The 14101-nt window shown below is 48.6% G+C and carries 8 protein-coding genes and 1 pseudogene; 8 read left to right on the top strand and 1 reads right to left on the bottom strand.

Features of this window, described 5'->3' with window-relative positions; translation table 11 throughout:
• Positions 1-13: 13 nt before the first annotated feature.
• Positions 14-154: a hypothetical protein gene (locus D6024_RS27670; RefSeq protein ID WP_394338479.1), complete on the top strand. Its 141-nt coding sequence runs from the start codon at positions 14-16 to the stop codon at positions 152-154.
• 712 nt (positions 155-866) lie between these two features.
• The gene (gene dctA / locus D6024_RS25155) at positions 867-2132 is read left to right on the top strand and encodes a C4-dicarboxylate transporter DctA (RefSeq protein WP_121357590.1); all 1266 of its coding nucleotides are present in this window, start codon (positions 867-869) and stop codon (positions 2130-2132) included.
• A gap of 1005 nt (positions 2133-3137) precedes the next feature.
• Here the strand turns inward: dctA and D6024_RS25150 are convergent.
• Positions 3138-3902 (bottom strand): DeoR/GlpR family DNA-binding transcription regulator, encoded by a 765-nt coding sequence (locus tag D6024_RS25150; RefSeq protein ID WP_121357589.1) that lies wholly within the window; start codon positions 3900-3902, stop codon positions 3138-3140.
• Between the two features lie 188 nt (positions 3903-4090).
• Between D6024_RS25150 and D6024_RS25145 the strand changes: the two genes are divergently transcribed.
• The 6 genes and pseudogenes from D6024_RS25145 to D6024_RS27665 form a co-directional block, all read left to right on the top strand.
• Complete coding sequence (locus D6024_RS25145; protein WP_121357588.1) at positions 4091-5680, top strand: glycerol-3-phosphate dehydrogenase/oxidase; 1590 nt, start codon at positions 4091-4093, stop codon at positions 5678-5680.
• Between the two features lie 331 nt (positions 5681-6011).
• Entirely contained in the window at positions 6012-6143 is a 132-nt protein-coding gene (locus D6024_RS25135; RefSeq protein ID WP_121357587.1) for a glycerophosphodiester phosphodiesterase family protein, read from the top strand.
• Positions 6144-6361: 218 nt separating this feature from the next.
• Positions 6362-7849 (top strand): glycerol kinase GlpK, encoded by a 1488-nt coding sequence (gene glpK / locus D6024_RS25130; RefSeq protein ID WP_121357586.1) that lies wholly within the window; start codon positions 6362-6364, stop codon positions 7847-7849.
• A 30-nt stretch (positions 7850-7879) separates the two neighbouring features.
• Positions 7880-8611 (top strand): MIP/aquaporin family protein, encoded by a 732-nt coding sequence (locus D6024_RS25125; RefSeq protein ID WP_121357585.1) that lies wholly within the window; start codon positions 7880-7882, stop codon positions 8609-8611.
• Between the two features lie 1181 nt (positions 8612-9792).
• Entirely contained in the window at positions 9793-11283 is a 1491-nt protein-coding gene (locus D6024_RS25115) for a T9SS type A sorting domain-containing protein (protein WP_121357583.1), read from the top strand.
• A gap of 12 nt (positions 11284-11295) precedes the next feature.
• Positions 11296-12903: pseudogene (locus tag D6024_RS27665) on the top strand (SpvB/TcaC N-terminal domain-containing protein); the annotation flags it as partial.
• Positions 12904-14101: the final 1198 nt, after the last annotated feature.

Genomic DNA, 14101 nt, shown 5'->3' with positions numbered 1-14101 from the left:
CGGCGGCAAGGCAATAGACGGTGAGCAGGATATTCTTGGTATCATTCCGGAGAGCATTCATCAACGTTCCGTTCTGTACGTGGGCAACACCACAATGATGGATGAGCTGGGATCCGCACTAAAAGCATTCGGCGAAAAGGAAGTCGCCGAATAGGGTGAAAGGCTGCTAAATTGGAGCCACTATTTTAGCCAGGTTCGAACGGTTGAAAAGGTTTATTATTCTTCAGCGATTTACATTTCAAAAACAAATCGGTGAAGTGGTCACGTTTCGACTCATTTTGGTTTGATTTGAAACTGCGTCAACAGCAATCGGCTTCTATTTAGGTAATAGGCAGTAAGGTAGACACGTATTAGAAGTAAATGCCTTCTATCAATTGCAGTAAACAGGCTGGCTGTGCCTGTCTACCAGTTGCATTACATGGTCCACTCAAACTACCTCAGTTAAAACTTCTATTTTTCCTGCAACAGTAAATCCCGGTATCAATATTTCCAGCTGTAATCTGGTTTTTATAGGCGAGGTTGTGCGCATCTTTTGCCAACAACATTTCACAATTCAACACTTGGACAAGTTGAAGGGCCGTCGCTCAATTTTGTAAACTAAGCGGAGTGGCGCAGGAAAGAAAGCGTGATGGTTGTCGTTGGTCACATGCCTTGCAAAATACCAATGCAAAAATGCTTTGAAACACCTGCCGGTAGAGCTTACAACAACGATGGCGGGTGGTATTCTGGCGGAGCATAGACCCCAATTCGTCATTTTTCTCTGATTTGCCAAAGAGTCGGCGGAACTTTCCAGTATGGCAGGTGGGGATGCAAATGAAATTAAAGCACTATACTTGCTGCCATCAAACATTTGTGCATACCGGCATATGAAATACTTCAAGATTCTTTACATACAGGTCCTGATTGGCATCCTGGCAGGGCTGTTGGTGGGATGGCAGTTTCCAGGTTTCGCACCGACCGCGAAGTTGGTGAGCGACACCTTTATCAATATGATCCGGATGGTGATTGCGCCTGTCATTTTCTTTACCATCGTTTCGGGGATCGCCGGTGCCAGCGATATGAAAAAAGTGGGCCGTGTCGGTGTGAAGGCGCTGATTTACTTCGAGGTCGTTACCACCCTAGCCCTGGTCATTGGGCTGGTTACGGCCAATGTTATAAAACCCGGAACCGGTATTGCGGTGCCCAGCAGCACAAATGCGCAGGTCCTGGAGATTTCACGACAGGCTGCAGCGGTCAACTGGGGTGAGTTTTTCTCTCATATCGTGCCGCCGAATATCGTTGATGCATTTGCCAAGGGCGATATTCTGCAAGTGCTCTTCTTCAGTATCTTATTTGGCATAGGCCTAAAGTGGATGGGCACAGGGGGAGGGAGCCTGCTACGTAATTTTGATAAGATCAATAAAGTCTTGTTCAATATACTAAAGATGATCATGCGCCTTAGCCCGCTGGGTGCTTTCGGAGGAATGGCGTATACCATTGGCAAATTTGGTTTTTCAACGTTGATTGTATTGGGAAAGCTTTTGCTAACGTTTTATCTGACCAGCCTTTTATTTGTTTTCGTGGTATTGCACCTTATTTGCCGATACTATGGGATAAACTTATGGAAACTCCTTGTTTATGTAAAAGAGGAAATCCTGATCGTCCTAGGTGCCAGCAGCAGTGAGGCCGTATTGCCTTCCGTAATGCAAAAACTTGCTGCTGCCGGTTGCGAAAAGGAGGTCGTTGGGTTGGTGGTCCCCATCGGCTACAGCTTTAACCTGGATGGCACAACGATTTATTTGAGCATGAGCGTGATTTTTCTGGCCCAGGTGTTTGGAATCGATCTCTCGCTTGGGCAGCAGCTCACTGTCATCGGGATTTTGTTGTTAACCAGTAAGGGTGCAGCAGGCGTAACCGGCAGCGGATTCATTGTGCTGGCATCCACGCTTACTGCGTTAAAAGTGATTCCGCTGGAAGGCCTGGCTTTGCTCATCGGTGTCGACCGGTTTATGAGTGAAGGCAGGGCTCTCATCAATTTTATGGGGAATACCATTGCAACGGTTGTAATCGCCAAAAGTGAAAACGAAATCGATCTTGCAAAATATAAAAGCGTTGTCGAAAAGAGAACCGTTTCTCCAACGGACGTTTTATAAACAGTCGGACATCATTCCAGTTTCGTGAAAAGCTTGAACAATATTGACAAAAACAGAAAAAGTTTTGACGGTCAAGGCTGTCAAAATTTGCAAAATTGCGTGGTGATCCAGTCTGAATTCCTGCGATAGAAGAAAATTAATTTCTCTTCTGCTACTTACACCTGGAAAAACCAAAGAGGTGACAAACCGGGGAACGACTTATGTTTTGGTTTGTTTTGGCCCGTTTCAAGAGCTGCGTCAAATGCAAGTAACATCTTTATATGAGAAATCTGGTTTTTTTCATCTTTAATAGCCATTGTAAGTACCACCTAAATCTCGGATAGTTTAGGATTGAAATTTTCTACGAAGATTCAAAACTGTTATCCATGAAGCAAATACGATTTGCCGAGGTGAAAAAGGGGCGACTCAAAAACTGACGAAAATCGAGGGAGTTATGTGGTATGAAAAAGAAAACCCTTTGCTATTACAATTGATTGCAAGTGATTGACTGATTTTGAAACAATTTGCGTGGATCCGGTGGGACTTGAAACTTTGGCTCTCTTGTTATAGGTCGATAGGCTTGCATCAATGACGGAATCAAGTGCTTCGACCTCCGATTCTCGAAGATGCCTATTGACAATGGAGACATTTGGGTCCATAAATGTCCAGGAAACAGGGTCGGTAAAAGTTTATTCAATCTCTTTACTGGGCGATTTGTAGCGAATGAGATAGTAGTGGGTCATTCGTGAGTAAGCAAAGGGCGACGTTTATAAACTATTGACTTCCATATTGGTGGAGTAGGGGGGCAGTTCCCTCTCTCTTCGCCCAACCGAAAGTCAAACGACGTCAAAAGCCTGCAGTTCTAACGGTTTGCAGGCTTTGTTGTTTTCGTTCCTTGTCAAACACCGCCAGCCTGCACTTGCAAGTAGTGAATGTTCCGGGTATGGTTGTTTGGGAAAATTGAATCGTACAATCGTTGAGCCGGATGAATGTTCTGTATGACAAATGAGATTCAGTCATTGACAGTTACACGATGGTGACTTCAATGCCTGTTCCTTTCAGCGTTTCCACCATGTGTTCGGATATGTTGCTGTCGGTGATCACCTGTTCAATGTCTTCCAGTCCGCAAATTCGTCCAAAACCCCGTTTGCCAAACTTGCTGGAATCCGCCAGCACAATAGTCTTCTGCGAAGCAGCGATCATTTTCTTGTTCAACTGGGCCTCCATCATGCTGGTAGTGGTCAGTCCAAACTCTACATCTATGCCATCCACACCCAGGAACAATTTGCTGCAGGAAAAATCTTCCAGCATTTTTTCGGCATAAGTGCCAGTTACGGACGACGATGTTCTCCGGATAATCCCCGGCAATTGAATGACCTCGATTTCAGGGAGGTGCGCCAGTTCCATGGCAACGTTCAGAGCGGCCGTGATCACCGTAAGGTTGCCGATGGGCTGAATATTTTTCGCCAGTGATAAAACCGTGGTGCCGGAAGCGATCAGGATGCAGTCGTTCGGCTCGATCAGTTTTGCGGCTGCAGCACCAATCCCGGATTTTTCACCGGAACGAATCATGGCTTTTTCCTTCACCGGGCGGTCAACCGTGTAGGGGTTGGTAAAGGTGCCGCCGCCGTGGGTGCGAAAAAGCAGTTCTTTGTCTTCCAGTAGTTTCAGGTCCTTTCGAATGGTTACTGAAGAAACGTTCAATTCGCTACAGAGATCGATAACTTTTACACTTCCTTCCTTTTTAAGCTTGCTTAGAATATGCTGGTGCCGGTCGGTAACACTGCTCATGAAGTTTCTTTGCAGGGCAAATTAGCGCGGAGTTTTGGGGATACCAAACCGCTGTGTCTGCCAGCTTCCGGTTTTTCCGTTTTGTTAGAAAATTGTTCTGAAATATTTCGGTTTTAAATTTTGTTTGTTATTATTACTTTCGAATTGTTGCAATTGGCGACAATTAGAAACATTTTGAAACCGTTGTGATGAAAGGTTCAAGCCAAACGATTGTTGACCGTGACATGCAGGTAAAGCGAATTGCCGATCCCTCCATCACCTGGGATCTCCTGGTGATTGGCGGTGGCGCCACGGGGCTGGGCGTGGCCATGGATGCTGTGGCGCGTGGTTACAAAACCTTGCTGGTGGAGCAGGCCGACTTTGCCAAAGGAACGTCCAGCCGCAGCACCAAACTGGTACACGGCGGTGTTCGTTACCTGGCGCAGGGCGATGTGAAACTGGTGCGGGAAGCCAGCATCGAACGGGGCTTGCTGTGCCGGAATGCGCCGCACCTGGTCAAAAACCAAACGTTCATCATCCCGGTTTATCATTACTGGGACCGCCTGAAATACACCCTCGGCCTGAAGATCTACGACTGGATCTCGGGCAAGCTGACACTGGGTTCTTCGGTCTTTATTTCCCGCAAAAAAACCCTGGAGGCCCTGCCAGGTGTTAAAGCAAAAGGATTGCTTGGCGGCGTGATGTACCACGACGGGCAGTTTGATGATTCCCGCCTCGCCATCAACCTGGTACAAAGCATCCTGGAGAACGGTGGCTGTGCCATCAATTACATGAAAGTCACTGGCCTGCAGAAAAACAGCCAGCAAAAAGTGGAAGGGGCGATTTTGGAAGACGGTGAAAAAAAGGTGACCTATGGCGTGAAAGCCAAAGCCGTTATCAATGCCACCGGTGTTTTTGTGGATGGTATTCTGGGAATGGATAATCCGGCCAGCCCGAAAAGTATTTGCGTCAGCCAGGGTGTTCACCTGGTGCTGGAAAAAGCGTTCTTTCCTTCAGAACATGCACTGATGATTCCCGAGACCAGCGATGGCCGGGTCTTGTTTGCTGTGCCCTGGCACGATAAAGTGGTGCTGGGCACCACCGATACACCGGTGGAAGAAGCCTCGCTGGAACCGCAGGCGCTTGAAAAAGAGGTCCGCTTTATTCTGGAAACCGCCTCCGCCTACCTGACCCAAAAGCCTACCCGCAGCGATGTGCTCAGCGTGTTTGCCGGCTTGCGGCCCCTGGCGGCACCCAAACAGGGCGAGCAGAAAACAAAAGAAATTTCCCGCAGCCATAAGATCCTGGTTTCGCCTTCCAACCTCTTTACCATTCTTGGCGGCAAGTGGACCACCTACCGCAAAATGGGAGAGGACATGGTTGACAAAGTGGAAAAGCACCTGCACTGGCAGCACCGGAAAACCACCACCGCTTCCCTGCACATTCACGGCTATACGGAGCAGGTGAATTGGAGCGATCCCTTTTACGTATATGGCAGCGATGCCGCCTTGCTCCGACAGCAGATCAATGGCAGTGCCAACCAGTGGATCAGTGAAAGTTTGAAAATTCATCCCATGCAGGTGAAATGGGCGGTGGAACAGGAAATGGCAAGAAGCGTGGAAGATGTGTTGTCGAGGAGAACAAGAGCCCTGCTGTTGAATGCAAAAGAAAGCATTCGCATCTGCACGGACGTGGCCCGCATCATGGCCGATTGCCTCGGTAAAGATGAGGAGTGGATCAGCGAGCAGGTGGCACAATACACCCATCTTGCCGAACAATATATTTTGAAACAGAATTAATTCAGCGAGAAAGCAAACTGCGGCGTGCTGGGTTGGGCTTCCATCAATCTAAAAGAAGCCAAGGGCTGTTCTTTGAAAGAAAGGGGATAGGCTTATTTCTTATAAGAATGGGCCGGCATTCCCGAAACCTTGCTCTCCGGTTGGCTGAGTGATAAAACTTTCAGAGGCCGCCGTGCTCCTGCCAATATCATTTACATGGTCCTGGGAACAATCGCAGTTTGGTTTACTGGAAGTATCCGCCCGGTCATCCTCTTGCTGATAATGCTGCACTGATTGCCATCGGCTTTCTGATCTCCCGTGCACAGCGGAACCAAGAACCGCGACGAACTGTATGCGCTGCTGGAAGAAGTTGCAGGTTGTTCCCTGGACAGTTAATTCGCAGGAAGGAATCAAGCGATTAAAAGCCATGGGTGTCGATGGAATTATTCCCGATTATCCCGACTTGTTTCAACATGCGAAATAGTTTCTTTTGAATAAATTCCCTCTCAAGCAATCTGCGGCCTTGCCTGCGTTTTGAAATAGGACTGATGAAGAAAAGTTAAGCGCCTACGCTGTAAAAGATAGGCGCTTTCAGAAGGGGAGAGAGGGAATGCTTTTAATCATTCAGCATGCCCGGCATGCTTAATTCTGCCTTATATTCACTTGCTTGAATGGGCGTAGAAGAAAATTAAAAACGATTGCATGACCACTTACATTTTAGCATTCGACCAGGGCACCACCAGCTCACGGGCCATTGTCTTTGATCAAAGCGGCAACAATGTTTCTGTTGCACAAAAAGAATTTACGCAAATCTTTCCGCAGCCCGGCTGGGTGGAGCACGATGCCAACGAGATTTGGTCGTCGCAAATTTCAGTGGCCACGGAAGCGGTGGTGAAAGCTGGTCAGCGGCCTGAAAACATAGCGGCCATCGGCATTACCAACCAGCGGGAAACCACCGTGGTGTGGGACAGGGAAACCGGCAAGCCGCTTTACCACGCCATTGTGTGGCAGGACCGGCGAACGGCGGGCTATTGTGATGAGCTGAAAGAAAAAGGATACGCAGAAACCATCCGGGAAAAAACAGGGCTGATCATTGATGCCTATTTCTCTGCGACCAAGATCAAATGGATCCTTGACAATGTAGAAGGCGCACGGGAAAAAGCCGATGCCGGCAAGCTGGCATTCGGAACCGTCGACTCGTGGCTGGTGTGGAACTTAACGGGTGGCGCCGTGCACATCACCGATGTCACCAATGCTTCGCGAACGATGTTGTTCAATATTCATTCGCTGGAGTGGGATAAAGAACTGCTGCAGTTGTTTGCTGTTCCGGAAAGTATGCTGCCGCAGGTGAAATCGTCCAGTGAAGTCTACGGCCAAACCAGTGGGCAGCTTTTTGCCTCCCGTATTCCAATAGCCGGTATTGCAGGCGACCAGCAGGCAGCTTTGTTCGGGCAAATGTGCCGGCAACCGGGCATGGTGAAAAATACCTACGGTACCGGGTGTTTTATGCTGATGAACATTGGCGACAAGCCTATGCTTTCGAAAAATAAACTGGTAACGACGGTTGCCTGGAAGATTGGCAACGACGTAACCTATGCACTGGAAGGAAGCATTTTTATCGGTGGCGCCGTGGTGCAGTGGCTGCGGGATGGTTTGGGAATCATTGATACTTCGGCCGGCGTAGAAAAGCTGGCGGCTGAAGTTGAAGACAATGGCGGTGTGTTTCTGGTGCCGGCATTTGCCGGGTTGGGTGCACCGCACTGGAACCAACACGCAAGAGGGACAGTGGTGGGAATGACCCGCGGAACAACCGCTGCGCATCTTGCCCGTGCTGCGCTGGAAAGCATCGCGTTTCAAACCATGGAAGTGTTGAAAGCGATGGAAGCCGATTCCGGCTCTGAAATCAGGGAACTGCGAGTGGATGGAGGTGCCACGGTGGATAACCTGCTCATGCAGATCCAGGCTGATATTTTACAGGCCAAAGTGGTGCGTCCTGAAATTACAGAAACCACGGCAATGGGGGCTGCTTACCTGGCCGGGCTGGCCGTTGGCTTTTGGAAAAACATTGAAGAAATTGAACAGCAGTGGAAAGTGAACCAGTCGTTTCATCCCGCCAAAATCAATACAGAAGACCTGATCGCCGGGTGGAATAGAGCGGTAAAAGCTGCTAAACTGTGGGCAGAACTCTAAGCATTCTTCAGAAAAAATAAACCAAAACGTATGAGTGAATTTTCGGCTGAACTTATCGGCACTATGTTCCTGATTCTCCTGGGTACAGGCGTCGTTGCCAATACAATTTTAAAAGGCACCAAGGGTTTCAATGGCGGCTGGATGGTCATCACCACCGGCTGGGCGCTGGCGGTGTTTGTCGGCGTGGTGATTGCCGGTCCCTTCAGCGGGGCGCATTTGAATCCGGCGGTTACTCTGGCCCTGGCAATTGCCGGCAAATTTGCCTGGAGCAAAGTGGGATATTATATCCTGGCGCAGGTGATCGGCTCTGTATTGGGCGCCTTTATCATGTGGATTGTGTATCGTGACCACTTTAACAGTACCGCCGATCCCGACACACAGTTGGCGGTTTTCAGCACCGGTCCAGCGATCAAAAATGCGGTGTTCAATTTGCTAAGCGAGATCGTTGGAACCTTCGTGTTGATCTTCGTGATTTTTTATTTCACCAATCCAGAAATGGGAGACCAGAAAACACCGATCGGGCTGGGTTCGTTGGGTGCCTTGCCGGTTGCGTTTCTGGTGTGGGCCATTGGGCTTTCCCTGGGCGGAACAACGGGTTATGCCATCAACCCGGCCCGCGATTTTGGTCCACGCATTGCACATGCCTTGCTGCCGATGAAAGACAAAGGACACAGCGACTGGAAATACGCCTGGGTGCCGGTTGTCGGTCCTTTCATTGGCGCTGCCCTTGCCGCCGTACTTTATCTGGTGTTAAAGGGCTAACGGTTTCTAAAACCCGGAATCTCCTTTCAAACCTTCCTTGCTGTAAGGGCAGGATCAGGCTATCGATTCCCCGGAGATCGATAGCCTGATCCCGTTTTATAGGTTACGATAGGTGGAACTTGATGGCCTGCAAAAGACAATTATCGAACACGCCTTGAAAACGGTCGTAGAGGCAGATGCAATAATTTACGTTTTCTGACAAAACATGATTATGTCTTCTAACAAAGTGCTCAATACCTGCTCTGTTGTCTCCACCTGGCCGTATTGACCGTTGAATATATCCGTTAAGCCAAAAGGCCAAACGCACAAAAAGACCAATGTAAGGGCGGTTTACGAGAGCATAGTTAAGTATCGCACCATTATGACAGGTGAATGTCCGGTTATATGCCGAATGGCGGACCCGAAACGTTGTCAATCGTCAAAACCTCACCGGTGAGACCAACCACATAGGCATTGACTGCCACAGCGACGTGCCTTCCTTATAGCTACCCTGGTTGAATGGACCACGCCTGCCAGTGGACCGGGGTTATTTTTCATAAAACTTGAGAAAAACGTTCATTTATGTAGTGCGACAGATCGGTGGCCGAATTGCCCGATTTGCCAATGGTACTAAAAGGGTAGGGGAAAGAGTTGACGAATTTATTCGACCTTTCGCTGAGCTGATAGGTGAAAGGCATCCGGCTATATCCGTAGGCCAAAAATCGCACGATGAACTTACCCTGATTTGCATTTAAGAACACAACGATTTCCGGCATGGTGATGCAACGGTGCGTATTGTAAAATTTTTGCCTGCATTTTTTTTCAGTAAAAACCAAAAGCTCAACGCCTTATCAACATCGTTTACAGGCATTGTTACTTTCAGTACCTTCGTTGGCGGAAAATAAATTGTTTTAGTTCCGAGATACAGGTAGCTTTAATACACAGTTAGATAGTTTTTTTCAAAGACGACCTACTTATCCACCTCCTTGAATCCACGACACGACATCCCTTACACCAGATCGTTTTACCAGCGGTTTCTTTTCATTTATCATTTCGTTATGCGAAAGAAAATCAGGATAGTAACCTGGTATGGTAGTACTTGTTGATGCAGATGCATAAAGGCACCTGTTTATTCTGTCCCACCTTGTGATGATCTCTCGGCTCCGCCTTACGATGACTGTTCATCTTTTAAAAAGAAAAGCATGTACAGGAAACTCTCCAGACACGCATTGGTCTGCGGCCTTCTCCTATCATCTGGCTGCCTTTATGCCCAGTCACCAGGCGGTGTAGGTCGGCAGTCCCTTTGGCTGAAAGGAAACTTTTCCTCCGATGCGGCGCAAACGCGGACCCTGAACTTCAATCCGGCGACAAATATGGACGGGATTAACACTACTATCAACCTGCCCGGCGATAGCAAAGACCTAAGAAGGGCCACCATTTTTACGGTGTACCAGAGCCCTGCGCCGGACCAGGACCGACCGGTGTGGCAGATAAACGGAGGCTTCGGGGATCTGTTACTTTCTACACGGCAGCTGTCCAGCAAGAGCGGGAAGACGAACATGGTTTTTGGAAAAACAGCAGCCGCTTCTTCCAAAGCAAAAAAAGGCGAAGCCGTCATTTCTACGTATTTACGAAGGCATGGTTCAGAGCCTGCGTCTGAAAACACAGGAAATAAAAATACTGTTATCCAGTTCGGCAAACAGGGATCTTCTCCGCAACCGGATCCTGTCCCTTCCTTAACTGCTGAATTGATCGTGTATGAAACGATTTTGAAAGAGAAAGAGATCGCGAGGGTAGAATCCTATTTGGCCGTTAAGTATGGCATCACACTGGAAAAAAATTATCTCAATAGCCTGGGCGAAATTATCTGGAACAGGGAACAGGAAAAACTTTATTCGAACAATATTGCCGGCATTGGACGGGACGACCACGCAACGCTTTATCAAAAACAGGGCACCAGTTGCACCACAACGGATGGCCTGACCATTGGCATTGATAATATTGCCCCTTCCAATGGCGCCAACACAGGCCGGCTTAACGACAGGGATTATTTGCTCTGGGGCGACAATGCCCGGCCTTTTACACTGTCCCTGAACGCGGACCGGGGAATCGGTGATGTCCTGCTTTCTGAAAAGAAATGGTTGATGAAAAGTTCAGGAAAAACAGCCGGCGCCATCTCCACTGAATTGCAAATCGATACCAGGTCATTCCTGCCTGCATGGTATCCGAAAGAGAATTTTTATTTAGTTATTGATCGTACAGGGTCCGGTGATTTTGTCAGGGAAAATTGTACCTACATTTCGCCGGACAATATTTCTTCCGAAGGAGTTGCCCGCTTCAGCAATGTGCATTGGAATAAAGATGGCATTGGAAAAAGCGTGTTCAGTTTTGGTCTGAAGACGACGCTGTCGGCTGGTAATCCTGCAAACGCGGACGCTGCCAATCTTTTCAACTTTCATGTATATCCAAATCCCGTCAGAGACGGTCATTATACGATTGCTGTTGCACTAAACAAACCAACCGACATAACCGTCCAGGTTTACGACGCTGCTCTTCACCTGATAGATACCAAAAAAGCGACAGGCCAGGCGTTTTACCTACTGCCCGGAAAGATCAATGCAGCCGCAGGCGCATATATCGTCAGGGTGTTTACGCCAGGTAAAGAATTCTCCCAGATCATTATCCGGCAATAGAATCATTTTGTAATGGCCTGTTCCAGGCCCCTCAAATCATGCATGATGAAATATTTTCCGCTTCGCCTGCCTGCATTTCTTGTTGTTTCTTTATGCGCATCAGGCTTTGCAGATGCACCGGCCCCACATTCTTTTTTTGATGATCCCCGGCAATCTGTCAACACAGGTTTTTATCCGGCGGATTTAACGAGAGGCCTTGCCGGTTTTGCAAACGGACCGACCGTACGGCGTCCCGGTGATAACGATTCTAGGGAAACAGTCGCCTCCGTTTCCGCAAATTCGAAATACGCATTCATGGCCAATGTGCCTGGAACATTCAACCACACTACGAACCGGGATAATCGCAAAGACCTTGTCCGCGAAAGGGAAACTGTCAAATCAAACGCAGATAGGAACGAAAGACCTGTCCGTGTCAATGGAGGTGCATTTGCTGGTAAAGCGAATAAACAAAGTCTAACTGCTAATTCCTTGGATGCACCCGTTGCTGACGGATTCATGCAGGGGACTGCTATCACAAAAGGCCTTTCGTTTAAACCGGAAACTTCTACCGGTTTTATTTATACCGGTCCGGATATCGAACGACCCAAGGCAGCAAAGTGGGTCGGTGCCAAATCCGCTGAGATCAGCCTGGCAGGTGCAATGCTTCATATCCCTGAAGGCGCCATGCCAACACCGCGTGTTGTTTCGATTTCTGCGCTTCGGAATGTAGATATCCCGGCACTCAACCAGGGCATGGTCAATGTAACAAAGGGGTATCGTGGTTTTCGTTTTTTACCTCACGGCAACCGGTTTGCCAAGGCTGTTTTGCTTGGCATGGCGTACGATGAAACCAAGATACCGAAGGGATATACGGCGAATGATGTGGTTACTTTTTACTTTGATACGAAAGCGAATCAGTGGTTACCGCTTCGCAGGGATTCGGTAGATGTCGTCAACAAAAAAATTATTTCTACAACAACGCATTTTACCGACATGATTAACGCGGTTCTCGAAGTTCCCGAGTCGCCGGAAACCGAAGCCTATACACCAAACGCGATGTCCGGCATTGCAATGGCTGGGTCCACCTCAGAAATTGTACTCATTGCGCCACCCACGGCAAACCAAACCGGAAGTGCAGCGCTGGCATACCCGATTAAATTGCCTGCCGGCAGAAATGGGATGGAGCCACAATTGGCCATTCAATACAACAGTGAGGGTGAAAATAATTGGCTGGGCCTTGGCTGGGACCTGGCTACACCGGCTGTATCTATCGAAACCCGCTGGGGCGTACCGAGGTATAACCCAACTTTGGAAACGGAAACCTATATCGCCGACGGCGAGCAGCTGAATCCTGTGGCTCACCGCTCGGACCCGGTTGTCCGAACAGGTGATAAACAATTTCATACCAGGGTAGAGAAAGACTTTCAAAAGATTATCAGGCATGGCGATAATCCCAAAAACTATTGGTGGGAGGTAACAGAAAAAAACGGAACCCGCCGGTTTTTTGGAGGCAATCCCGGTAACGGTATTGATGCAACAGCCATCCTGACCGACGCAAGCGGCAATATCGCTTATTGGGCGTTAACCGAAGCAAGAGACCTTAATGAGAATTTCATCCGGTACCGGTATAGTAAAGTGCTGGATGCCGGAACTGCAGGAGGAAGCCCTGGATCTAACCTTTACCTGGCTTCTATCAGCTACACCGGCAACGGAAACACGGAAGGTAAATACAGCGTTGTTTTTACCCGCGACCGGGAATTGGGGGAAGAAAAAAGGAAAGATGTAACCATCAGTGCAAAGCTAGGATTCAAGCAGGTCACCGCAGATAGACTCAGGAAAATTGCAGTTCAGTTCAACGGACAGAACATACGGTCTTATGAACTGAATTATGCGGAGGGTGCCTTTTACAAGACACTCTTGCAAAACATCAGGGAGTTTGACGCTGCCGGTGCACTGTTTACCACGCATTCTCTCGAGTATTACAATGATATCCAGGGAGCGGGTGGTGTTTACCAGCCGCTATCCGGACCAGAAGAATGGAACCCGCAGGACGACCAGGTGAAGGGTTCGTTTTTAAATCCGATACCGGCTTTTAATGACAATGCTTCCGCACTTGGCGGAAACAAGTCCATTGGCGGCGGTTTTGGTGTGGCCGTTACCATCGGTCCCGACGATGACGACCTGGCACTCAAAACAAATACCGCAGGTGTCACATTTGGATTCAACTTTTCCACCAACGAAGGCATGCTGGCGCTGGTTGACATTAATGGAGACGGCCTGGTTGATAAGGTGTATAAAAAAGGCGGACAATTATTTTACCGGGCAAATCAATCGGCGAAGGATAACAATGTTGCTTTCGGGCCGATCCAAAACATAACCGGGATTGACAATTTTAACCGCGGTGAAAGCTTTGCCGTCAGCGTTGGACTGGAGTCCAATTTTGTGGTTTATGCGGGCTTTGACTATACCCATACGGAAGACATAACCTCTGTTTATCTGTCCGACGTAAATGGCGACCAATTGGTGGATATCGTGAAGGACGGTACGGTGTATTTCAACCATATTGACAACAATGGAAACCCGGTCTTTACCACGTCAAGCGGCGATACGCCAAGCCCTCTCAAGGCAGCTTCCGCAATTGATGCGGCCCTGGTGGAAAACGATCCGCAGGCATTGGAAAAAGCCATTGACGACAACCCCTTACACGATGTGGTAAAAGTTTGGGTGGCACCCTTTGATGGAACCGTAAGCATTGCCGCACCGGTATCGCTTGTCCGGGACAACAGCCCCGAGGCCCAGTCGTACACAGCCGCCGACGGTGTACGGGTAGCCATCCAGC

Source organism: Flavisolibacter nicotianae (genome assembly GCF_003628535.1).
GTDB classification, from domain to species: domain Bacteria; phylum Bacteroidota; class Bacteroidia; order Chitinophagales; family Chitinophagaceae; genus Flavisolibacter; species Flavisolibacter nicotianae.
This window is presented reverse-complemented; position numbering and strand designations above follow the sequence as displayed.